Genomic DNA, 22,957 nt, shown 5'->3' on the forward strand with positions numbered 1-22,957 from the left:
ATTCGTTCTGTTAATGATTTAAACATTTCTGTTTACAATGGTGATATTTATGGATATTTAGGACCGAATGGAGCAGGGAAAACTACGACAATCAGAATGTTGAATGGATTAATTCAGCCAACTAATGGGGAAATATTAATAGAGAAACAAAAAACAAATCATAACATTTCGGAAATCAGGAAAATGATAGGTGTTCTTCCAGAATCACATGGCTATTATAATTGGATGTCCGGATGCGAATATTTAACTTTTTTTGCAAAATTATATGAATATCCTAGATTGAAGTTAAAAAGCAGAATCGAAGAGGTATTGGAATGGGTGGGAATGGCAGAGAAAGCTCATGTGAGAATCGGACAATATTCTAGGGGGATGAAACAAAGAATTGGACTTGCCAAATCTATTATCCATGAGCCGTCTCTTATTTTTTTATATGAGCCAACTCTTGGGCTGGATCCTCAAGGCCAGAAGGATATTCAGGCCAATATTCAAAGATTAAATAAAGAGAATGGAGTTACCGTTTTCATAACATCTCAATTATTAAAAGAAATATCGAAATATGCAATCGAGTGGCCATTGTTTCAAAAGGTAATCTTATTGAAGAAAATAGCATTCAAAACTTAATGGGTAAATATCAGAACCTATCAGAGAACGGGACAGTCACCTTAGAAGATATATTCTTTTATTTAACAAAATCTGAGGAGAATGTAGGATGATGAGAGTTTTGTTTTATAAGGAAATAAAATAGCATGTCATATCCATCAAAGGTTTATGAATTTATTTTGCACTATCGGTTTTATTTAGTTTACTAGTCTTTTCATTCGTTACGTTTAAAGAGTTAAGTTTTCTAGCTCAGGTGGAGTGAATATCACATTTTTGAAGGTTCTTTTAGGCATTGGGATTCTATTTTCATTAATAATTGGTTCAACTATGATTTCGAATGAAAAAGAACGAGGTACATTAGAAAGCTTAAAGTTGACCCCGTTATCCAACCTGAAATTAATATTTGTGAAGGCAGCTGTCATTTGTGTCTTTTGGTTGGGTATTCTAGTAATTAGTTCACCGTACTTCTATGCATTAACTTATGGAACTCAACTATTACCAAGTCTCTTCTTCTTCTTATTGTTTGTAATTGGGACTTTTCTTGTGCTGGGTTTCTCACTTTTATTTTGGCGTTTTCAGCATGGCTATCTTCAACAAAAAATGCAACGCTACTCTCCATCGTCGTTTTTTTAATAGCGATGCTACCCATGTTTTTATCAACTTAGATAAAAAAGGCTGGTTTTGCATACGTTATTGATCGATCTAGTCCTGTGTCGTCAACGTTATTAGCTGCTAAGGATTTAATGATCAATAAGTTCGGCATCTCCATCATTGCGTTAGATATTTTACCAGTTTTTCTTTTTTTCATTGTGTCGATTTTGGCACTTTTGTTAGCAGGTCGAAATATTAAATTGTTGGAGGGAGAATAATATGAGAAAGATATTTTTCCTTAAGACCATACTTATTTACACAACATAGTTTTCTCAAAGCGCTACACAGCCGAATATTTCAGTAAATGTCATGTCACCAGAAAGTATTAAGGAGTATCCTGGTTTCGAAATGAGGATAAAGGCACAAGTAATTAATAATACGAATCAGTCGATTTCTGATGTTATGGCTTACATTACGATGGCTAATACGATTAAGCATTGGACGGTAAATTTGGAAGATTATAGCGCAGACGAACCCATATACATTGGAACGTTAAAGCCAAATGAAATAAAAACAGTCCAATTACCAATCCGATTTGTCTATACAGATCAGTATAAATTATATGTAACGGCTAGCAGTGACCGGGAAAAAGAAGTATACTCCAGCTCTTCAATCCCTGTGGATATTCTGGGAAACACAAAAATCAATCCACTAATAGTCGAAGTGGTAGCCATAGCCATTCCTTCAATATTATTAATATGGCTGCTGACATTATCCTATAGAATGAGAAAAAATAGAAATATCTAAGTTGAGGTTTTAATAAACCATCAACTCTGGTTTTTAAAATAAAAGGATGATTTTATGAATTTAAAGTTTAAATTGTCTATTGCCTTTGTATTAAGTGTATTTTCTTTAATTGGATTCAGTTTGATGGCATTCACAATAAGTGCACATGAATTCTTGAATTTTGATGGAATCGTGATTTCCTTCATACAAGGCTGGGAGTCACCGATTTTAACAACCCTCATGAAATTCTTCACGTTCATAGGCTCGGCTAGTTCTGTGATAATACTTTCTATATTTGTTTTGCTTTTCCTATATAGGGTATTGAAACATCGCTTGGAACTGGTCTTGTTTAGTGCTGTCATAATAGGCTCACCCCTTCTCAATTTGATATTGAAACTTTTCTTTCACCGCACCCGTCCTGATTTACATCGGCTCATAGAAATAGGGGGATACAGTTTTCCAAGTGGACATGCGATGAATGCGTTCACCTTGTACGGTATCCTCACATTTCTACTATGGCGGCATATTCGGACTAAATGGGGGAGAATTCTGTTGATTTTGTTGAGCACCATGATGATCCTTTCGATTGGAATAAGTCGAATCTACTTGGGGGTCCATTATCCAAGTGATATCATAGGTGGATACTTAGCGAGTGGTTGTTGGCTTGCTATTTCTATATGGTTTTTCCAAAGGCATCAGGAACGGAAGAATAATAAAAACACTGTCAAACAGTAAGGAGCGTTTAAAATGGAAAATTGGATTACGGAATTTATGAATAGTTTTGGGTATATTGGGATTTTTCTATTGATAGCATTGGAAAATATTTTTCCACCGATTCCTTCGGAGGTCATTTTAACCTTTGGAGGTTTTATGACAACTACATCAAATTTGACTATAGTCGGAGTTGTTCTTACTTCGACTCTGGGGTCAGTGGCAGGAGCTGTGGTTCTTTACGGGATTGGTTTACTACTTGACGTAAAAAGAATAGAAAAGTTTGTGGATAAATGGGGGCATATTTTTCGACTAACCATATCTGACGTCCATAAGGCGAATAGATGGTTTGACAAATATGGGGCATGGACGGTCTTTTTCTGTAGACTCGTTCCGTTGATTAGAAGCTTAATCTCCATTCCTGCAGGCATGTCGCATATGAACTTTTGGCTATTTTTATTATTTACAACAGCAGGTACATTGATATGGAATGTCATCCTTGTAAATATCGGGGCTGCAGTGGGGTCTTCATGGGGAAATATCGTAGGGTATATGGACATTTATTCAAACGTAGTTTATGCGATTTTCATATTGCTGTTTATTCTTTTCATTGTTTTTCTTTTTAAAAGAAAACGTCAAGAAAATGTAAAGTAATTTAGTCCAATCCATAATTTTTCTTGATGAGTAAATTAATAAATAATTTAAGCGTACGTTAAAAATTTATAAAAATGGTGGGGGATAATAGGATTAGATCCCTTCGTTCGGTGAATCTCTTGTTTGTGTTCGTATTGTCACTTACATTATACAGTAGGGGAAGTACTTCTTTTTTTTCATGCCTCAGAATATATGGGAGTCAAAGGATTGGAATTGTAAGATTCATTCAATTAATGACTTAAAATCTTACCAAATTTACCGATTATTATTTGTAGGGGTAATAATTTGGGAGGAATTCAACATGAAAAAGTACTTTTTAACAATAGCTGCTTTGTTTCTAACCTTTTTAACTGGTTGTGGTGGTGTTGAAGTAGCACCTAAATATGGTTTGGTAGCTAACAAGGGTTCGGCTAATATTGAAGGTGATGATGTGTATTTTGAATACAATGGTAAATACCATGTTGCTAAGGGTCAGCGTAAGAACTATGAAGCCAATCAAGGGGAATCTATGATTGTGATTCAAATGTCTGATGGCTCCTATATTATTCAAAAAGAAGATAAGAATGTGGCTTATCAAAATGGTTATGATCCAGTAGCTAACAAACAGAATGTTGATGCGGAAAAACAAAAACGAGAACAAGCTAGACAAGCAAAACTTGATAGACAACAACAGCTAGAAGATGAGCGAATTGCATATTTGAGAAGTAAAGAGCTAAAAAAACAAGAGTTAGATCAGCAAAAGCAGGACTTAAAAGCGGAAGCGCAAACAACTCGACTCCAAAATGCGACAAATTATCTACAAACTCAAATTGGGAAAATACAAGCAGAAACACAAAAAATTAAAGATCAACTTAAATAAATAGATGCTTAAGTTGAATATGGACTGCATCTAGCGGGAAGACGGATCACTTCATAGCCATTTTCTTCGAAAGAGCGGTTATCAATATGTCCCAGTATAAAGATTTGTGATTATCCTGAAGCACTAGAACATATTACTTCAAATGAAGCATGATCATCCAATCTTTTGCTATTTCTGAGATTAAAACTATCTGTTCATGCATTGTTAATAGGTGTTTTATTAACTTTAGTTAGTTTAATTGTTAGTGATGTTATTTCAATTGTTGTTCATAAAAGAATTACATTGAATTTATTTTATATTACTTTAATTATGGTTTTTTGGGTTTTGTGGGCAATGCAAAATACAAAATATCAAAAATAATGAACTTGAGTTTAGTTAAAAAAGTGTTTTCTATAGAACTAACGGGTGCGTTAGCTGAAGGCCGGAGCTGTCATTAAGGCAGCTCTTTTATTATGGAACTAAAGGGGCAGTTTAGTTTAATAAGTTCTAATGATAAGATAAAAGAAATGATGGCGAATATAGGGGAGATTCATATGGATAACTGGAGAAATAATACGATTTGGTTTGAACAAATACCAGATAACCTTCAGTCTAATTTAAACTTAAAAGAAGATAAGTTTAATGAGATGGAGCTGGAAAACATTGAGTATTTAACTCTTTGGCATCAAAAAAAGAATAAGCTGGGCAACTTTGTTGGTATTCCTGAAAATCTCCTCTATCTAGAATTAAACTGGTCCAATATACAAGATTTACTTGGGATAGAAAAAATGAATAAATTAAAGCGTTTAGAATTACATTATTGTACTAAATTACAAAATGATTTTGGTTTTTCTGGATTAGCCAATTCGCTAGAACATTTACATATTAATCAATCTAAGAAATTTGTATCAAATGAAGAGTTATTCTCTCTGAAAAATCTTCGGGTCCTTTGCCTTAATTCTTGCGGTAATCTTGAGAATTTGAATTTTTTAAATCAATTTCCCAACCTAATTGACTTTAGATTTGTTGATACTAATGTGTTAGATGGTGACTTATCACCAATTTTAGACCATCCAACAATCCGAAGTGTAGGCTTTCTGAATAAGAGACATTACAATATTAAAAATGATAAGATGGATGCTTTGTTAAAGGATAAAAATGGTGGAGAAGAATTTAAAACTGTTATCAAGTATGGAAAATATGAGACTTTTAGATATATTTATTAACTTAATCCTTAATGAACTAACGGGTGCGTTAGCTGAAGACGGAGCTATCTTTAAGGCAGCTTTTCCTTATGGAACTTTCCATAAGGAGTGCTATTATAAGACCTATTGTAAAATGCCAAAAACGATGTGCATTGGTGGTCGGAATTATATCCTCTGACGTATTTATATTACCTCTTACTAAAATGCCTTACAGAGCCATTTAAGTAGTAAATTATTTCCACTTTTTAGTTTTTTCTTTCCAGAAATAATGCTATTATTTGTAAAATACATATAATAAGGCGGGATCTTATGGATAAAAAAACTCAACTAGCTTTGATTTTTCTCTTAGGTAGGCTAACAAGGAACCAGCAATTCTCCTATCGGTAGCATGGTTGATTCCTTGTTTTGTTTAAAAATTAGCAAAATTCTAGTAAGAATGAAGCTCGTTCCTAAGTGGTCATAAGGGTCCGTTTTTCTTTGCATTCTATATAGTTATCAAACTGATATATTTTCTCTACATAAATTTGATGCCAAATCATGAATGTGAAGATGGACCACAGCTTTCGACTGTTATCTCTCTTTTCCATAACATGATCAGCAAGTAATGTAAGGACTTTTTCCTTGTTAAATAGGTGGTCTGTTTGGCTAAAAGCATCTTCGGGAATTGATCTCAAAGATTGCCTGAGAATTTCTCAGGGAAACGCAATATACCATTAGTCAAACAAGAAAATGCTGAAGTGAGCATGAATAAGGCAGCAAGCAAGGAAGAGTAACAGAGAAGAATAATAAAAGGTAAATCATCTGTTCTTCAAATGAAATTTAAGCTGATGCATTAGAATAAGAAGTATTGCAGAAAACAAAAAGAATTTAACTAACAAAAAATATTGAAGAATTAACCATTATTAGCAATAGGGCCAAATCATACAAGAAGAAGCAACAGATATACAATCTGTTGCTTCTTCTTGTTGAAGTGCTTTGACATTTATTTTGTTAATTCTATGGAATTTTCATATCGAAGGTTACCAAGTTTAACAGTAACCTTTTCAGTTTTAGGTTAGCTGTTTTACTTGAAAATCTATGAACGATCTTGGAATGAATTCGGATAAATCAATTGAGAAATCTCCCCGTATTGTTGATAAGGGAGTCCGCCGACAAAACGGGATATTATCCGTTAAGTAATTTTCAGTCTAAAAGTCAATTCACTTCATATTCATTTTTTATTATTGATTATACCATTTCCTAGGCTATCTGTTTTTCCAAAAATATTCTAATGTTCAAACTTTCACAAATTGTTCACAACAACAATGAAAACGCTTACCGTTTTCATTGTATAATATACATATCCTAATTGATTTCATAGTATTGCACCAATGAACATACAATTTTAATAAATAATTGAATAGACAGAAAGGAGATAATCAGATGATCTTGAAATCGTTGAAAAAAAAGGGCATAACAACCATCATTTATTATAAAGAAGGAGTATTAAAAACATGTAAGGGTCAATTGCATAAACTTAACCTTAATGAACAAACCCTTTCATTAAAGGATGAAAATCAAAAGATTTTCTCTATTCGTTTATCTCGTATTATGGAAATATATTAACTTGATTACTTTCATTAAAGCATAATTAAAATACAATATATTTATTAATCCCGAATCTTTAGTGTATTACTAAAGGTTCTTTTTTTCATATATGGAAATCTGGTCAGTTTAGCATTCCTGTATTAGTAATTTTTCGGTTTGAAAAATGGGGCTCCTCATCTCCGGATTTATAAATATTGTTTTTATACTTTTTGGATGGTAGTATCCTTTTCGTAAGAAAGTCTAGGCGCGATTAACTATAAAATGTATGGAGCGATCACATAAAAAATGAATAGTTATAAGAGATAATTTTAGGTATTGTTTCTCCAGGAAATAATCGTCATTGAATTTAATGCACAAAGTGGATACCAAATCAGTTATTTCTCCTGGTAAAACAGCGATTTTCAATTCCCCAATTTCTACTTTTGTAAGTGCTCTAATTTGAGAAGATATACTTTGTAAGGAATTTTGAATATTCAAGGCTTCTTGTTGAACGATTTCTCCCACCTTAGTAAGTTCAATCTTCTTACCAATACAGTAAAAGTGCATAGCCTACATCTTGTTCAAGCAATTTTATTTGATGGCTTAAAGTTGGTTGCGAAATTCCTAATTTTTCAACTGCTTTTGTAAAATGTAGTTCTTTACTGACCATTAAAAAATATACTAAATGTCTTATTTCGATATTATTTCAATCCTTTCTTATGAAAATAATTATTGGCAATCAATACGCTAGAAAATAATCTAGTTATCAAGTTACTTTATTCGAAGGGATTATTCCATAATTTGGCCTGATTGCTGGATAAAGTGAAAAAACACCATTAGCTATCTGTTATTTTGGTTCATTAATAACTCACTATGATGTTAGATGACCTGTAGGGCCCGGCTGTATCCGCGGAGAATTTTTAAAATAAACTATTAAAATTCTTTATCACCATTGACATGTACAATTATTAATAATTGTACCTTTTTAGATGTCAGTTTACATAATAAAATATCTCATATAATACTTGGTATTTAAGAATTTGAGATAGTCGAAAATTAAAAAGACTTTATCAAGGAGGAGCGAATCATGTATATACCTAAACATTTTCAACTCAAGGATGAAGAAATAATTTATGATTTTATCGAAAAGTATAGCTTTGCCACTTTATTTTCACAACACAATGGAGAACCATACGCTACCCATCTTCCACTCACATTAAATAAAAGTGAAAGTGCTTTATATGGTCATTTTGCCCGCCCAAACGAGCAATGGAAGGATATAGAATACCAACAAGTTCTTGCGGTTTTCCAAGGTCCTCACTGTTATATATCTCCATCATGGTATGAAACAACGATGGCAGTTCCTACTTGGAATTATTTATCTATCCATTTATATGGAAAGATGGAGATAGTGGAAGATCAAAAAGTCATATTCGATTCTCTAAATGATATGGTAAAAAAATATGAAAGTCCAGATAGCCCATACAATTTAAACGATGTAGATTCCAGATATATCGAAGGAATGAGTAAAGGGATTGTAGCATTTAAAATAAAAATCACAAAAATGGAAGCGAAAGCTAAATTAAGCCAAAATCACCCTGTGGAACGTCAAGAATTAATTATTAAGCATCTAGAAAACACTTCTCAACAAGATAATATACAAGTAGCCTGTCTGATGAAGAAAAATCTACAAAAATAGAAGTTATTCGACTTTGTCTTGTTTAACTAACAGGGTAGATTTGTTAAATAATTAAGCCTAATTTCAGATGGAAATTAGGCTTAAAATGATCCTTCAATATATTTCTTAAAAAACAAATTTTAGTTTCCCGTCCATATTCCATAAGTGACCCCATAGGAAGTGTTTCCATTGCATAAAATAACCATGTGAAGCTTGCTCCAAATCCAATAACTAGTAAGGCTAGAACGAGACATTCAAATAAACAGTTTAATAATTGTTGAGTTATTCTTTGAACCATGCCTTCTTTAAGAGCTTCACACCCAAATCAATTTCATTGGAAGTAAGATTACTGAAACCTAGTTTAACCAATGGTACGTCGGAGTTATTTTTAATGAAGTAGGGGGACGTAGAATATACAGTAACTCCATGTAAGGAGGCTTGTTGAATTAACCATTCTTCTGAATGCTTCAGATGTACTTTGACTAATACGTACAAACCAGATTGTTCACCAATAATGGATATATTTTGAGTAAATTGCTCTTTTAAAGCGGATACTAAGTGCTGCATTTTTCTTTTATAAACAAGGCGCATGCGTTTAATATGTCTACTCCATTCTCCCTCTTCCATAAATTTAGCCATTGTAAGTTGGCTAAGCAGGGAGGTAGTAGCTTCAAAATGAAGAAACTGATTTTTAAAACGATTTAAAAGTGGCTGAGGCAAGACCATATAACTTAAACGAATCCCTGGAAGAAAGGACTTCGAGAAATTCCCTAAATAAATGACCCTTGCTGAATCAATGGAGGCAAGAGCAGGAAATGGTTTTTGAGTATAGCGAAATTCACTATCATAATCGTCTTCGATAATATATCCACGCATCTTGTTAACCCAATGAATAAGCATTTGCCGTTGTTGGATGGACATGCTTACTCCAATTGGACTTTGATGGGAAGGGGTTACATAGATTAAGCGTGATTTCATTTGTTCTAATTGTGAAAGTTCAGCACCTGTTTCATAAACCGGCAAAGTTTCTAACATAAAACGATGGAATTGAAAAGCTTCCCTAGCACCGTCGTAACCAGGGTCTTCAACTATAATACTCTCGAATTCATCCTTCAGTAAATGTCCCAGGTATACTAGCATTTGTTGGGTACTGCTTCCGATAATAATGGCATTTGCATTTGTTTTCACTCCGCGAGATTGGAATAAATATGGGGAGATTTGTTCGCGCAGGCATTCTTCCCCAAATGGTTCCCCGTATCGAAAGCTATCCTGTAATGTTAATACTTGATTTGCCATTCTCCTCCAAATTTTCAGTGGAAAATGTGTTTGATCAACGGCATCTGCCCTGAAATCAACTACTGGCGGATTCTTGGACTCAGTCTGCTTTTTATTAGAAGAGATTAATGGTTCCTGAAATATGAGGGGTTCTAACTTATTTGCAAAATAACCTTTTCTGCCCTCTCCACGAATATACCCTTCAGATACAAGTTGTTCATATGCCAGTAAAGTTGTATTACGGCTTACATGTAAGGAATCCGCAAGCTGACGAATGGAGGGTAATTGCTCATTGGCCAAAATGTCTCCTTGTTCAATATATGATTTAAATTTCTCATAGATTTGTTTGTATTTTGGAGAGTTATCATTAAAAGTAAAAATGGTATTATTCATTTGCATTCCCTCTGACATGTATATTTATTAATTATTGTACCTTTTTCCATGTCAATTTGTGTAATATTATTTTTTTATCGGATATTTATTCAAGAACTCAAATACAAGTTGAAAGGATTTTATTATGTACATTCCTAAGCAATATCGCATGAAAAATGAAGAGGCAGTTCAAATTATGAAGTCTAACCCGTTTGCCTTATTGATTACTGTTGATGAACATCGTCCCATGGCACGCATATTCCTTTGGAAATTCGGGAAGATGAAGGGAAAATCTATGCGACTGGGCACATTGCATACGGAAACATGCAGAAAAAAACTTTAGACAATAATAGTGATGTGTTACTAATTTTTCAAGGTCAGCACGCATACATTTCATCAAGTTGGTATCAATGTGAAGAGGTTCCTACATGGGACTATTTAGCTGTACATGCCTATGGATCAGCACGTGTAATCACTGAAGACGAGCTGAAATCCTCCTTGGATACTATGCTTAATCATTATGAGTCTCACCGAGAAAATGGTCGGACCTGGGCAACGTTTAATCCAGAGTTGCTTAAGAGTGAAATGAAAGGAATAGTTGGCTTTGAAATTGAAATCACATCTATTCAAGCTGCAGCCAAAATGAGTCAAAATCGTAATGACACCGATTACAAAGCAATTATTACAGAGCTTGAAAAATCAAATGAACAAGGGGAAATTCAGGTTGCTCAATGGATGCGTGAGCAACGGAAAGGGTTAATTAAATGATTTTTGGGCGGCACCCCTAAAAGCAAAAATGGTGTTTATCACTTTTTAAGGGAAAGCAAAGTTAAGTCAAAACCATTCCTTATACAGACAAGAGCTCATTATAAAACAGTTGGAACTTTTCCAAATGAGCAATAAATCGCCTCCTTGATGAAAGCGAACCTTAAAAAAAGTGTAACCTTGATTTCACCATTCAAGGAGGTGCCCAATCAAATTATGTGCAAAAATATGGAGTTTTCAAATATTTGGCTATTTGTAATCACTGCTGTTACATGGTTCATAATACCAGGACCAGTTGTTTATAGATCAAGGGAAGAAAGCGGGCATAGTATCAAGTTCTTGGTGTATCTCTTGGTGGTTCTGTTCACTACGCAGTGGAAAAACTTCACCATATGAAGGAGAGATAGTTTATAAAGATGATGACGGAGCAATATGCATTCCTCTGTATTGAATTAATAGATGAAACATGAAGTGATGAGTTTCATGTAAAAGATCCGATTTTTCCATTCAGTAAAGGAACAAAAGGAAGCAAAGCTTAATTGACTAGTAATTTATTGATATATGAAATTCGTAACCATATTATCGAGAATCAACTGTGCTGAAGATGGGTTTCATCAATTGACTACCTCCACATAGTTATGATTGGTTACCTATAAGAATTAGATAAACATATCCAAAAAACCCTTTATATAGTGTGATTGATTACATTAGGATTATTGTATTTCTAACTCTTTGACAGTTTCGCCTTCAATTAACACTGGTTGATAATAGTTTTCGTTTGGTAAATCCTTCTTTCCTTGTGATTTCTTGATGACCCAATCAGCTGCATCATGTTCCATTTGTTCTTGTGGGTGTGTCAATGTCGATAGTTGGATATTAGCATTTTTCGCAATATAAAAATTGTCCTGACCAATAATTGATAATTGTTCGGTAATAGAAATATCAAGTTGTCTGCATACATTCGCTACTTCCAACCCTACCTCGTCGTTATAGCAAACAAAGGCAGTCAACACGTCTCTATTTTCATTTAGAAACCCTTTCAAGTTCGTGTAAAGGTCTAGCTTCGTTTCTGTAGTATACGAAAGCAATTGCTCTGGTTGAAAGCGTAATTTGGACTCTCCAAGTGCTTTTATATATCCCTTCATTCGATACTTTCCTTGTAAATCATCCATTTTCGAAATGAGACCAATTTGGGAGTGTCCTTTCGAAATCAATTCTTTTGTTGCGAGGTAGCTTGACTGCACATCATCTAGGCAAAAGAAAGGAACCTCTAATTCTTCATAATAAGCGTTAATCATGGTGAATGGAACCTCTTGTTCCTTAAATAATAGGTAGTAAGCGATGTTGGGATTGTATAGATTGCTTTTTGTAGGTTCAATAATCAAGCCATCCACGCCAAATGACAACATCATTTCCAAGGCTTTTTTTCTTGTTCGACATCATTATTTGTACTGGCTAATAGTAACGAATAATTATCTTCATTTAATATTCTTTCAATTCCGCGGATAATAGAAGGGAAAATGTAATCAGTGGAAGATGTGCCACTTATGCACGGAGAAAAATTAATTCAACACGGCGGAATCACGTTTGAAACCCAAGCTGCTCCAGGAGCGATTGAGTTTGAAGATTTTGGAGATATTCTTCTTTTAGCAGGTGAAAATTATACTTCGCAAACAAAATACAAAATTGAGGTCAGGAGCCCACTCAGCTGAAGTTTCCAGTTAGTGTGTTAAAGTGTTGAATAGGTGGATTTGGTTTCGATAATTTCACATCGATTCGGCTGTTAGTTAGAATCAGCATCCGGTGCCTGTCAGAGCGATCGAGTTTTGGCCGTTACATTATCAAGTGGGATTCCCGCCGAATAAGAGTTAGCCACTTACTCGAACAGATTTTTGGGGGATAGAGGATAACTTATACTTTTAAGCGTAAACAGTTAGAGAGTGGTTCGTACACTACGGTTAAAGGTAAGCCCCCATTTAATCAGCGAATATCAAATACGTAGCATCTCCTGGTACGATACTTGTATCAATCAAAGGAGGTGCTTTTCCTATGCTGCAACAAAAATTAACGATCCTTTATATTCATTCACTCAATCGTTTTGGGCGAAACAAGGAAGAAATTCTATAAGAATGGAATGACGTCACGAAAAATATTTAGGAAGATAAAGTTGTAAGGGAAATGGCTTTGTGAAAAGTCACCCAATTTAAGGATATGAAGATCTCTATTTACTTAATTGGAAAAACCCAAATTAAGGTCAGAACTTTGATTAAATATACTAATCTCAATGTGTTTTAGCTAGTGAAAACAAAATAGTATAAAGAGTGGAGAATATATCACAATACTATAATGGGAAATGTAGGCTAGACTGTTAAAAAAACGGAGGGTCACTACTACAAAAAGCGAAGAATTTACTCTTAAGTACTACCTTCCGGGAATGGTAGGGATATTTTAGTTATTTTGTATTTTATGCACACTTTATGGATTAATTTGTAATGATAATGTAAAATTAGGTAAATATGTGTGTCACTTAAAGATGATAAAATGATAAAAAAAGAGATTTTATCGGGGGAGAAAATGAAAAAAATCATAGCATCTTTTGTTGTTTCTGGATTGTTACTATCAAATCCGTTGGTTAGTAATGCTGCATTGGGCGATCGTACATTAAAAAGTGGAATGACTCATACAGAAGTAAAACAATTACAAGAGGTTCTAAAGAAAAAAGAATATTTTAAGAGTAAGAATACAACTACATATTTTGGGACGGTCACTAAAAGTGCAGTTGTAAAGTTCCAAAAAAACAAAGGCTTAAAAGCTGATGGTATTGTCGGTCCGAATACATATAAGGCTTTGGGAGTAAAAAAGAAAACCTCCAACGTAGCTAATGTGAATAAAGCAAGCAATAAATCTTCTGCGATCGTGAAAGAAGCAAAAAAACATTTGAATGTACGGTATGTATGGGGGGGAACTACGCCAAAAGGTTTTGATTGCAGCGGATTCCTAAAGTACACTTTTGATAAAGGTGCAGATGTCACTTTACCAAGAACAGTATCGGAAATTTATAAAAAGGGGACTAAGGTATCCAAGCCACAAGCTGGAGATTTGGTCTTTTATGAAACCTATAAACCTGGTGCCTCACATGCTGGTATTTATATAGGTGGTAATCAATTCATACACAGCTCCTCATCAAATGGTGTAAGCATTTCTTCTATGGATAATAGTTATTGGAAGAAAAGATATTTAGGAGCAAAAAGAATGTAGTAGAGAAAGTGGCCAGCTCTTTTTTAAGAGACTGGCTTTTATAGTTCTGCCAATAGGTTAATGGATACTCCATATATAAATTCTTTAATTTCTCCCGTAATATAACCCTGTTACAAGGAGGGGCATCTACGTTCCGTCCTTGGGCCGATGACAGTCGAGGAAATTAGTTTTCCCGGACAGGGGGTAGCCTCGCAGGACTTAGCTAAAGTGGGACTCATTATCATAGCGTTCAAGCTGTGGCTCACTGTTATCGTAGGGTCTTTTAAACTTTGGAAAAACAAATTATTTTTTTTTGGAAATAACTTAAAATTTGCAGAGTGAAATCGATAAATAAGCCTTGATATTTTAGGGAGGGCTATGATTTTGAATTCTAACTTAATTGGAGGTACCCCAATTGGAGTTGCTTAAAAATCTCTAATTCGATTTTTCAGTTTAAGTTCTTCAAAATTATCAATAATTTACACACTTAGATTAAACAAATATATTGTAATCTAATAATATTAATTGATTTGATATTTTTTGAATAATTTTACAATTTCGATAGTCGGGAATATAATAATCCTATAAACATTTTGCAAAAAATAGTTTACATGTTTTGGAGTAAAGAGTTTTTTGTTTAGAGAAGCAAGAATATAGGTTTAATAATGAATATTCATGGGAGGAAATTTATATGGCAAAATTTACTGTAGGTAATGAAAATCATGCTCCAATTGAACTTTATTATGAGGACCATGGCTCAGGGAAACCCGTTGTCTTAATACATGGTTGGCCTTTAAGTGGACGCTCTTGGGAATATCAGGTGCCAGCTCTTATTGAAGCAGGTTACAGAGTCATAACATATGATCGTCGAGGATTCGGAAAATCATCCCAGCCATGGGAAGGATATGAATATGAGACATTTGCTTCCGATTTACATAAACTGTTAGAACATTTAGATCTTCAAAATGTTACACTTGTTGGTTTTTCTATGGGTGGAGGTGAAGTAGCTCGATACATTAGTACGTATGGAACAGATCGTATTGAAAAGGCTGTTTTTGCTGGATCAGTTCCTCCTTATTTATTCAAATCAGAGGATAATCCTGAAGGAGCATTAGATGATGCAACAATTGAAGAGTTCAAAAGTGGCGTGATAAATGACCGCCTTGCATTTCTTGACAAATTTACGAAGGGGTTTTTCGCGGCGGGTAATCAAACAGATTTAGTTAGTGAGCCATTCCGTTTATATAATCGGGATATTGCAGCTAGTGCCTCACCTAAGGGAACGCTCGATTGTATAACGGCATTTAGTAAGACAGATTTTAGAAAGGACTTGGAAAAGTTCAATATACCTACTCTTATTATTCACGGTGACTCTGATGCAACTGTACCTTTTGAGTTAAGTGGAAAACGTACATATGATTCCATTCCTGGTAGTATCCTCGCTCTAATAAAGGGTGGTCCGCATGGATTAAACGCAACTCATCCAAAAGAATTTAATGAAGCGTTACTAACATTTTTAAAAGATTAATAAAGTAATGACGATCCTATTTCAAATGAGAAGGAGGAGGCAGTCTTTCTTTTTATAAGGTTGAGGAAAACCCTTAATATGAGGCAGAAGTAGAGTGTTTGCTAGAAGACACTTTTCGTATAAATGAATCGTAGCAATTATTATTACATTGATATCAGGGATTGATTGGATAATTCTGCACTTTTCATTACCCTTTATGTAAACTGGAATTGCATTTTAGGGGTTCTGCTAATAAATAAGTTAGCTGTGTTCTTTACAGTTTTAGAGTTTTAGCAGAATCTAGGGCATCCCGAGATATACTTGATCTTATAAATGTATTTCTAAAGAAAAAAGGCAGTCTAATACCTTCCTAGTTACAATAGAAGAAACTCTTCCAAAAATAAGCCTTTGTCCAACGTGACAAAGGCTTATTTGCCTTAATATAGTTACTGAGTTAATTAATTTATTCTCGTAACTATAACCAATGAAGGTAAAACATTATTGGATTGTTTTATGGGTTCAGGAGGAACAGGGCAGGCTACTATAAATCTAAATCGGAACATTATTGGTTTCGAATAAGACAATGATTACTTTAACGAAGTTTCGAATGCTTTACATAAAGATACGACAAATTAAATGATGTTGTTGCTGTTTGAAACCTTCTGAAGCCATCGAATTACCATCCCCTGTGACAATTTCGAAGACGGACTGCAGGAATGCAGCCAGTCAAATCTGTGCAAACAGGGTTGGGCGTATAGGGTGAAAAAGAAAGGGCAATCCTGCTGCTGACAGCGGTTGCGCTTGCAGTAGCAGCTGTCTCAGTCACAGAGGCATCGCCTTCGTCGGGCTCAGGGCTCCGCACTTTGCAAGAGCTCTGGTCGGAGCTCGAAATCAGCTCATACTGCCGGCAGTGATTCTGATCCGCGCCTGGCTGCTGCTTCTGGCAAGATACCATCGGAAGAAACATACTTGAACTCAAAGGCAAACCTGCGGGGATTATGATCGCTTTAATAGGGGCTCCTTATTTTATGTATTTTTTGATGAATAAGTAGGAGAAAAAGCACAATTTTTATAAAAGCTGAAGATGTCTTCAGCTTTTTTGTTTGCCTTATCATCTTCAAATCTCTGGCGCAGCGCAGATTGGAACATAATATAAGCCCGAACTGCGAAATATAACGATACATGCACTTACACGAATCCTACTTAAGGATGATTGACTTGGTTTTTTGATTTGATATAGTTTTAGGATGCTAAAGTGAGAAGAGAAGATCTGACAAAAAAGAGCCTTCTGCGAAAGGGGGTGCCTCCTGTGAAAAGCATACAAAGCCGTTTATTGATCATGCTGCTGATTTTCATCGTTCTGCCCTATTTCCTGTCCGTTTTTTTCATCTACACTTACACAAAAAACAGTGTGGAGCAGTATGAACTTGAAAACAGCCGGGAGCAACTTCAGAAGAATGCGGATGAACTGGAGCAGTATTTTGAAGATATGATTGATTTTCCATATATTCTGTACCGCAACCCTGATCTGTTTCGGATTTTTAATAACGGCTTCGAAGACTCCATTTATTTCAATCCTATGACCAGGGAAAAGAGTCTCGAAACCTTTTATCTAATGAGAAACGAATTTCGGCAAATCCGTTTCTATATTGCTAAAAACAATGAGTCATTTACTGTATATAATGCAATGATCAGCACACACAGGTATCAGCCGGATTTTCTGAACCAGGACCCGATCAAACAGCTGTATACATCTGACTCACAATATTTGATTGAGCCGCCCCACCCTCTTGAGAATTACAATAATGCAGCCATTGTTCCAAAATCGGACAAAACGATGGTGTTGACTTTTCACCACAAAATTATAGACGTTCTGTCTAAAAAGTTTCTTGGGATGATTACAATCGACATTGACTTGGGCGAGTATGCCCGCATTTGCAATAACCTTGTCCAGGGAGGCGCATCTTCTGTTTTGCTTATTGATTCAAAAGATCGCGTCATTTATGCAAATGATCGTGCACTGATTGGAAAACCTCTTCCTGTCGATGAAAAGCAGCGTCTTAACGGGAATAGGAGGCAGCATGATGACGATATTCTCTTATCAAAGGAATTATCAGGGTCACTGAAAGGCTGGAAATTGATTAAGATCATGTCGAGTCAGGCTTTATATGAAGATGTCAGGAAAACAGCCTATACCAATATCCTTGTCGGCATCGGAGTAGGAATACTGGGTTTGCTGATGATAGGCATTATCTCAAATAGGATTACCCGTCCCATTACTAGGCTGAGCAGCAAAGTCCGCTCCATTGAAGGCGGAAATATGAATGTCCCTTTTGATGATACCAAAAGCGATGAAATTGGCCATTTGGAGTCACACATGAAGGACATGATGAACCGGATCAATTCCCACATTGACCGTGAATATAAGCTTGAAATTGAAAACAGGAAGAACCAGTTCAGGGCGTTAAAATCACAGGTTAATCCTCATTTTTTGTTTAACGCTTTACAATCCATCGGCGCTGTCGCCCTCAGGTCGAATGCACCAAAGGTCTATCAATTGCTGACTTCGCTGTCCAAAATGATGCGCTACTCAATGCAGGCAGATCAATGGGTACGGGTTCGGGATGAAGCTGAATATACAAAAGCGTACCTCTCCCTTCAAACAGAGCGGTTTGGTGAATATGTAAGTTACTCGGTCAATATCGATGAGTCCATTTTGGACATGACTATTCCAAGTATGATTCTGCAGCCCCTAGCAGAGAATTTCTTTAAACACACGTATGAGGAAGGTTACAACAACGCTCATTTGTCCATTTACGGGGAAAAACAAGGAAACGATCTGTGCTTTACTGTAGAGAATGATGGTCCGGGTCTGACGGAAGAAGAGCTTCAGACTCTGCGGGAACATATCTATACACCCCCTTACGAAGGGTCTTATTCGCATGAACATATAGGCCTGAAGAATATTCGTGACAGGCTGCTTCTAGGGTATGGATCAAGTGCAGAAATGAAAGTAGATTCGAATGACGGACAGGGGTTTTCCGTCAGCATGAGGATCCCGATAAAGACCGTCCTTGGGGATGATAAAGACTTACTTCAGGAAAGGAGATGAACACGGTGAAAGCACTGATAGTCGATGATGAATTCAATGTGCGGGACGTCATACGCCATTTAGGCCAGTGGGAAACATACGGCATCATCAAGCTATTGGAAGCCAAAAATGGCCATGAGGCAAAATCACTGATTGAGAAAGAACGCCCGGAGATTATCTTTACAGACGTAAAAATGCCCGGTATGGGCGGAATCGAACTGATTGAGTGGCTGGATTCCATTTCCTATCCGGGGAAAGTTATTTTCATTACTGGATATAACGATTATTCCTATATGCGGAAAGCCATTCAGCACAGCAGCTTTGATTACCTGCTGAAGCCGATTGAGTATGAAGCGTTCAATCATACACTGGAAAAATCGGTACAAGCCTGGAAGGATGACTTTGAACATGCTGAAGTGCTGGAAGATGTGAAAAAACTGAGGAGAAACCAGTTAGCCACTGCGATATGTCTGGGGGACCGTTCAGACGCAATCAGCCTTGCCGAGTTTCTTCCTGAATCGGAGGGCTACCAACTGACACTGCTCTCCTTTTACCAGATGCACAATCCGGATCTCTATATCCAAAAGCTTTCAGATGAGCTTACGGAGCGCAAATTAGGAAATGCGTTTTCCCTTCAGACGGATCTTAACCTCTGCCTTGTTATCACCATTCGCAATCAATGGCTCTCCGTTGAGGAATGGATCAGCAAGGAGTTCGATATCCCTGTAAGGCTTGTAACTGAAGAGCAGGTCGAAACTTTATCGGATATCAGGACCTCGTTTCAGGCTCTGCAGAAAAAGCTCGAGAAACAAAACTTCCGAACCATCCACCGTCTGGATGAAATAGATGCCGCCCGCCGCATGGAAGACATGATTTCCTATGTTGACATGTATTATATGGAGGATTTGAGTCTGGAAAAGCTGTCGAATGTCTTCTTTTTAAGCCGCGAGCATATCTCAAGAAAGTATAAGCAAGAAACAGGGATGACCCTGTCCAAATACATCACGGAGCTTAGAATCAGCCAGGCAAAATCGTGGCTGAAGGAAACAGACAAAAGCATTTACTCCATCTCGACCATGCTTGGCTATCAAGATGAAATTTACTTTTCAAAGCTATTTAAAAAGGTCGTCGGCATGACGCCTTTTGAGTTCAGGAACAAGAACGATCAACATGAATCCAGAGGGAGGACATGATGAAAAACAGGTTTTTATCCCTTATGTTAATCGGAGCCGTCAGCCTGCTTCTTTCTGCATGTCAGGACGAAGCCCCACCAGAAAAAACGGAAAAGACAGAGCGGAAAATCACACTGGATTTAAGGAATCCGAAAGTGGAAATCTCCACTCAATTTGAAGAAATGACGCGTGCTTATGAACGGGAAAATCCTCAAGTCAATATCAGGGTACATACTGTTGGAGGCGCAATGGATGACCTCGCCGACCTAAAAGCCGAAATGGCGACCGGCACTGGTCCGGATATCTTTACAAACAGCGGCTATGAAAATGCCAAGCTGTGGTGGAACTATCTGGAGGATCTCTCAGGGGAGCCCTGGATTAATCAAGCATACAAAGAAGCCCTGACGCCGGTCACATTGGACGGGAAAATTTACGGAATGCCGGTTAATCTTGAAGGGTATGGCTTTATCTATAATAAGGATCTATTTAAACAAGCCGGCATTACTGAACAGCCCGCCACACTTTCTGAACTGACAGCAGCTGCCGAAAAGCTGCAAAATGCAGGCATTACTCCCTTTGCAACTGGCTACTATGAAGACTGGAAATTGGGCGACCATCTAATGAATGTTGCTTTTGCCCAGCAAAAGGATACTGATGCTTTTATAAGAAATTTAAATAACGGAACGGAAAAAATCAGTACCAATCAAACATTTAAGGATCTCCTTGCCCTGCTGGATCTCACCATAAAGTACGGAAACGATAATCCACTGTCAACCGACTATTCAATGGAAGTGAATCTGTTTACCTCCGAAAAAGCAGCCATCATTCAGCAAGGCAACTGGATTCAGCCGATGATCGATCAAGCTTCGCCTGACATGAATATCGGTTTTATGCCGATTCCGATTAATGACCGACCTTTAAAGGAAGCCCTTGTCGTCAGCGTTCCAAATTATTGGGCCGTAAATAAACAGTCCACTCCTGAAAAGAAAAAAGAAGCCAAGAAATTTTTAAATTGGATGGTGTTTTCAGAACAAGGAAAACGGTTCATGACGGAAGAATTCAAATTTATTCCTGCGTTTAAGAACATTAAAACGGATGATGTAGGGCCGCTCGCAGAAGAAACTCTTCGAAGTTACAAAGAAGGGAACACCGTCCCCTCTAACTGGTTTCACTTCCCTGTTGAAATTAGAGAAGAATTCGGAGCGGCGACTCAGCTCTATGTCGGAAAACAGCTTAACCGCAAACAGCTGCTCAATGAATATCAGAAGTCCTGGGAGAGGTTTTCGAAGGAATAGCCTCTTGCCGGGGCTTTTTTTGCCTTCTACTATTGCGATATCAATATACGACTAAATTCCAATCAATATGTGGCATACCTCTCTTTTCAGGAATCGCCTATAATTCTATTGTATTAGCAAACACATAAAACGAGGAGGAAGACTTATGAACTTTAGCAGGCTTGCCAAACAGGCAACAGCAGGAATACTCAGTACTGGCATTCTATTAAGCGGTACTGTTACCCAATCATTTGCAGCTCAAAAGGATCCGGCAGATTACAAAGAAACGTACGATACTTCACAAATCACTCGATCAGCTATGAAAGATATGATTAATCAGCACGGTGATACTAGATATGCCGTTCCTAAGTTTGACGAATCCACAATTAAAAACATCCCTTCTGCCAAAAAAGTAACGGAATCAGGCGAAACCATTGCTTTAGATGTGTGGGATACATGGCCATTGCAAAACGCTGATGGAACTGTTGCAGAGTACAAAGGATATCATATCGTTTTTGGATTGGCAGGCGATCCTAAAAACGCGAGTGATACGTTCATCTACATATTCTACAAAAAAGTGGGCGACAACTCCCTTGATGCTTGGAAGAATGCTGGAAGAGTATTTGATGACAATGATAAAAACGTTCCAGATGATCCTTACCTAAAAGAGCAAGCCGAAGAGTGGTCAGGTTCTGCGACCTTCACTGAGGATGGGGAAGTTCGCTTATTCTATACAAACCGTGAACCGTATATACCTGAGTCAGGAAATTATGGGAAACAAACCTTGACAACCGCTCAAGTAAACCTTTCAGAGCCAGATTCTGAAACATTAAAAGTGGATGGTGTTGAGGATTACAAGTCCATCTATGAAGGCAAAGACAGCAAGTACTATCAAACTGTAGATAAGTTTGTAGAGGACGGATATTCCGCTGATAATCATACCTTCAGAGACCCTCACTATGTAGAAGACAACGGCCGCAAATACCTTGTATTTGAAGCAAATACGGGTACAGAATATGGATACCAAGGCGAAGAATCGCTATACAATAAAGCTTATTATGGCAACAGCAATAAATTCTTCCAGGGTGAGAAAAACAAACTTATGCAAAGCCCTAAAAAAGAGTTAGCTGAACTTGCAAACGGTGCAATTGGAATTATTGAAGTAAACGACGATTATACATTGAAAAAAGAAATGAAGCCATTGATTGTTTCAAATACGGTCACAGATGAAATCGAACGTCCAAACATCTTTAAAAAGGACGGCAAGTGGTATTTATTCACAAGTTCAAGAGGAACAAAAATGACCATTGATGGAATCGATAATCAAGATATTTACATGTTGGGCTACACGTCAAATTCCTTAACTGGCCCATATAAACCATTAAATAAAACGGGCATCGTCCTGCATCAGGATCTAGATCCATATGACATCACTTGGAACTATGCACACTATGCGATCCCGCAGGCTGGCAGTGATAATGTTGTAGTGACTAGCTACATGACAAACAGAGGTTATTTTGAAGACAATAAATCTACCTTTGCCCCAAGCTTCCAGCTTAACATTAAAGGGAAAAAAACATCGGTAGTAAAAGACAGTATTCTTGAACAAGGTCAGATTACGGTTAAGTAGTTAAC

The 22,957-nt window shown here is 36.5% G+C and carries 20 protein-coding genes and 4 pseudogenes; 18 read left to right on the forward strand and 6 right to left on the reverse strand.

Going from position 1 to position 22,957, the window contains the following annotated elements:
- The 6 genes from ACFVS1_RS07360 (at position 1) to ACFVS1_RS07385 (ending at position 5,406) form a co-directional block, all read left to right on the forward strand.
- The gene (locus ACFVS1_RS07360) at positions 1-621 is read left to right on the forward strand and encodes an ABC transporter ATP-binding protein (RefSeq protein WP_387549227.1); all 621 of its coding nucleotides are present in this window, start codon (positions 1-3) and stop codon (positions 619-621) included.
- Between the two features lie 978 nt (positions 622-1,599).
- Positions 1,600-1,998 (forward strand): hypothetical protein, encoded by a 399-nt coding sequence (locus ACFVS1_RS07365; RefSeq protein ID WP_387546037.1) that lies wholly within the window; start codon positions 1,600-1,602, stop codon positions 1,996-1,998.
- Between the two features lie 54 nt (positions 1,999-2,052).
- Positions 2,053-2,712 (forward strand): phosphatase PAP2 family protein, encoded by a 660-nt coding sequence (locus tag ACFVS1_RS07370; RefSeq protein WP_387546039.1) that lies wholly within the window; start codon positions 2,053-2,055, stop codon positions 2,710-2,712.
- Between the two features lie 12 nt (positions 2,713-2,724).
- Positions 2,725-3,342 (forward strand): DedA family protein, encoded by a 618-nt coding sequence (locus ACFVS1_RS07375; protein WP_387546041.1) that lies wholly within the window; start codon positions 2,725-2,727, stop codon positions 3,340-3,342.
- A gap of 301 nt (positions 3,343-3,643) precedes the next feature.
- Entirely contained in the window at positions 3,644-4,201 is a 558-nt protein-coding gene (locus ACFVS1_RS07380) for a hypothetical protein (protein WP_387546044.1), read from the forward strand.
- A 533-nt stretch (positions 4,202-4,734) separates the two neighbouring features.
- Entirely contained in the window at positions 4,735-5,406 is a 672-nt protein-coding gene (locus ACFVS1_RS07385) for a hypothetical protein (RefSeq protein ID WP_387546046.1), read from the forward strand.
- A gap of 428 nt (positions 5,407-5,834) precedes the next feature.
- On the opposite strand, the gene ACFVS1_RS07390 is transcribed toward ACFVS1_RS07385, so the two are convergent.
- Positions 5,835-6,059 (reverse strand): hypothetical protein, encoded by a 225-nt coding sequence (locus ACFVS1_RS07390; RefSeq protein WP_387546048.1) that lies wholly within the window; start codon positions 6,057-6,059, stop codon positions 5,835-5,837.
- Positions 6,060-6,807: 748 nt separating this feature from the next.
- Between ACFVS1_RS07390 and ACFVS1_RS07395 the strand changes: the two genes are divergently transcribed.
- Positions 6,808-6,990 (forward strand): YolD-like family protein, encoded by a 183-nt coding sequence (locus ACFVS1_RS07395; RefSeq protein ID WP_034307388.1) that lies wholly within the window; start codon positions 6,808-6,810, stop codon positions 6,988-6,990.
- A gap of 505 nt (positions 6,991-7,495) precedes the next feature.
- On the opposite strand, the gene ACFVS1_RS07400 is transcribed toward ACFVS1_RS07395, so the two are convergent.
- Positions 7,496-7,621, reverse strand: coding sequence for a helix-turn-helix domain-containing protein (locus tag ACFVS1_RS07400; RefSeq protein ID WP_387546051.1), 126 nt, complete (start codon positions 7,619-7,621; stop codon positions 7,496-7,498).
- Between the two features lie 417 nt (positions 7,622-8,038).
- On the opposite strand from ACFVS1_RS07400, the gene ACFVS1_RS07405 reads away from it, so the two are divergent.
- Positions 8,039-8,650: an FMN-binding negative transcriptional regulator gene (locus ACFVS1_RS07405; protein ID WP_387546053.1), complete on the forward strand. Its 612-nt coding sequence runs from the start codon at positions 8,039-8,041 to the stop codon at positions 8,648-8,650.
- Between the two features lie 125 nt (positions 8,651-8,775).
- On the opposite strand, the pseudogene ACFVS1_RS07410 reads toward ACFVS1_RS07405, so the two are convergent.
- Both ACFVS1_RS07410 and pdxR read right to left on the reverse strand, forming a co-directional pair.
- Positions 8,776-8,927: pseudogene (locus ACFVS1_RS07410) on the reverse strand (SMR family transporter); the annotation flags it as partial.
- Positions 8,912-10,297, reverse strand: a complete 1,386-nt coding sequence (pdxR, locus tag ACFVS1_RS07415; protein WP_387546056.1) for a MocR-like pyridoxine biosynthesis transcription factor PdxR — start codon at positions 10,295-10,297, stop codon at positions 8,912-8,914. The pseudogene ACFVS1_RS07410 and the gene pdxR, both read right to left, overlap by 16 nt.
- A gap of 175 nt (positions 10,298-10,472) precedes the next feature.
- Between pdxR and ACFVS1_RS07420 the strand changes: the two are divergent.
- Positions 10,473-11,044 (forward strand): annotated as a pseudogene (locus tag ACFVS1_RS07420) (FMN-binding negative transcriptional regulator).
- Positions 11,045-11,754: 710 nt separating this feature from the next.
- Here ACFVS1_RS07420 and ACFVS1_RS07425 read toward each other — a convergent pair.
- Positions 11,755-12,581: pseudogene (locus ACFVS1_RS07425) on the reverse strand (substrate-binding domain-containing protein); the annotation flags it as partial.
- Between ACFVS1_RS07425 and ACFVS1_RS07430 the strand changes: the two are divergent.
- The 4 genes from ACFVS1_RS07430 to ACFVS1_RS07445 all read left to right on the forward strand — a co-directional run bounded on the left by ACFVS1_RS07430 (position 12,571) and on the right by ACFVS1_RS07445 (position 16,364).
- The gene (locus tag ACFVS1_RS07430; RefSeq protein WP_387546058.1) at positions 12,571-12,753 is read left to right on the forward strand and encodes a hypothetical protein; all 183 of its coding nucleotides are present in this window, start codon (positions 12,571-12,573) and stop codon (positions 12,751-12,753) included. The pseudogene ACFVS1_RS07425 and the gene ACFVS1_RS07430 sit on opposite strands and share 11 nt — an antisense overlap.
- Before the next feature lie 862 nt (positions 12,754-13,615).
- Positions 13,616-14,299, forward strand: a complete 684-nt coding sequence (locus ACFVS1_RS07435; RefSeq protein ID WP_352923704.1) for a C40 family peptidase — start codon at positions 13,616-13,618, stop codon at positions 14,297-14,299.
- A 670-nt stretch (positions 14,300-14,969) separates the two neighbouring features.
- Complete coding sequence (locus ACFVS1_RS07440) at positions 14,970-15,806, forward strand: alpha/beta fold hydrolase (protein WP_387546062.1); 837 nt, start codon at positions 14,970-14,972, stop codon at positions 15,804-15,806.
- 456 nt (positions 15,807-16,262) lie between these two features.
- A complete protein-coding gene (locus tag ACFVS1_RS07445) occupies positions 16,263-16,364 on the forward strand; it encodes a DNA methyltransferase (RefSeq protein WP_387549229.1) in 102 nt (33 codons plus the stop codon).
- 97 nt (positions 16,365-16,461) lie between these two features.
- Here ACFVS1_RS07445 and ACFVS1_RS07450 read toward each other — a convergent pair whose 3' ends face one another.
- Positions 16,462-16,611, reverse strand: coding sequence for a hypothetical protein (locus ACFVS1_RS07450; protein ID WP_387549424.1), 150 nt, complete (start codon positions 16,609-16,611; stop codon positions 16,462-16,464).
- On the opposite strand from ACFVS1_RS07450, the pseudogene ACFVS1_RS07455 reads away from it, so the two are divergent.
- From ACFVS1_RS07455 to ACFVS1_RS07475, 5 genes and pseudogenes are all read left to right on the forward strand, one after another.
- Positions 16,547-16,837, forward strand: a pseudogene (locus tag ACFVS1_RS07455) (iron chelate uptake ABC transporter family permease subunit); the annotation flags it as partial. The gene ACFVS1_RS07450 and the pseudogene ACFVS1_RS07455 overlap by 65 nt on opposite strands.
- Before the next feature lie 257 nt (positions 16,838-17,094).
- Positions 17,095-18,897, forward strand: coding sequence for a sensor histidine kinase (locus ACFVS1_RS07460; RefSeq protein ID WP_387546065.1), 1,803 nt, complete (start codon positions 17,095-17,097; stop codon positions 18,895-18,897).
- 5 nt (positions 18,898-18,902) lie between these two features.
- Positions 18,903-20,069: a response regulator transcription factor gene (locus tag ACFVS1_RS07465; RefSeq protein ID WP_387546067.1), complete on the forward strand. Its 1,167-nt coding sequence runs from the start codon at positions 18,903-18,905 to the stop codon at positions 20,067-20,069.
- Positions 20,069-21,343 (forward strand): ABC transporter substrate-binding protein, encoded by a 1,275-nt coding sequence (locus ACFVS1_RS07470; RefSeq protein ID WP_387546069.1) that lies wholly within the window; start codon positions 20,069-20,071, stop codon positions 21,341-21,343. The genes ACFVS1_RS07465 and ACFVS1_RS07470 overlap by 1 nt, the downstream gene beginning before the upstream one ends.
- Positions 21,344-21,488: 145 nt before the next feature.
- Positions 21,489-22,952 (forward strand): glycoside hydrolase family 68 protein, encoded by a 1,464-nt coding sequence (locus ACFVS1_RS07475; protein ID WP_387546071.1) that lies wholly within the window; start codon positions 21,489-21,491, stop codon positions 22,950-22,952.
- Positions 22,953-22,957: the final 5 nt, after the last annotated feature.

It is taken from the genome of Peribacillus sp. NPDC058075, assembly GCF_042885195.1.
Classification (GTDB): Bacteria; Bacillota; Bacilli; order Bacillales; family DSM-1321; genus Peribacillus.

Bases quoted from the DNA above. Each gene is read 5' to 3' on its own strand.
- ACFVS1_RS07395 (WP_034307388.1), top strand. From the start codon at position 6,808: ATGATCTTGAAATCGTTGAAAAAAAAGGGCATAACAACCATCATTTAT.
- ACFVS1_RS07470 (WP_387546069.1), top strand. From the start codon at position 20,069: ATGAAAAACAGGTTTTTATCCCTTATGTTAATCGGAGCCGTCAGCCTG.
- ACFVS1_RS07385 (WP_387546046.1), top strand. From the start codon at position 4,735: ATGGATAACTGGAGAAATAATACGATTTGGTTTGAACAAATACCAGAT.
- ACFVS1_RS07375 (WP_387546041.1), top strand. From the start codon at position 2,725: ATGGAAAATTGGATTACGGAATTTATGAATAGTTTTGGGTATATTGGG.
- ACFVS1_RS07475 (WP_387546071.1), top strand. From the start codon at position 21,489: ATGAACTTTAGCAGGCTTGCCAAACAGGCAACAGCAGGAATACTCAGT.
- ACFVS1_RS07440 (WP_387546062.1), top strand. From the start codon at position 14,970: ATGGCAAAATTTACTGTAGGTAATGAAAATCATGCTCCAATTGAACTT.
- ACFVS1_RS07370 (WP_387546039.1), top strand. From the start codon at position 2,053: ATGAATTTAAAGTTTAAATTGTCTATTGCCTTTGTATTAAGTGTATTT.
- ACFVS1_RS07435 (WP_352923704.1), top strand. From the start codon at position 13,616: ATGAAAAAAATCATAGCATCTTTTGTTGTTTCTGGATTGTTACTATCA.
- ACFVS1_RS07405 (WP_387546053.1), top strand. From the start codon at position 8,039: ATGTATATACCTAAACATTTTCAACTCAAGGATGAAGAAATAATTTAT.
- ACFVS1_RS07400 (WP_387546051.1), bottom strand. From the start codon at position 7,621: ATGGTCAGTAAAGAACTACATTTTACAAAAGCAGTTGAAAAATTAGGA.
- ACFVS1_RS07365 (WP_387546037.1), top strand. From the start codon at position 1,600: ATGAGGATAAAGGCACAAGTAATTAATAATACGAATCAGTCGATTTCT.
- pdxR (WP_387546056.1), bottom strand. From the start codon at position 10,297: ATGAATAATACCATTTTTACTTTTAATGATAACTCTCCAAAATACAAA.
- ACFVS1_RS07380 (WP_387546044.1), top strand. From the start codon at position 3,644: ATGAAAAAGTACTTTTTAACAATAGCTGCTTTGTTTCTAACCTTTTTA.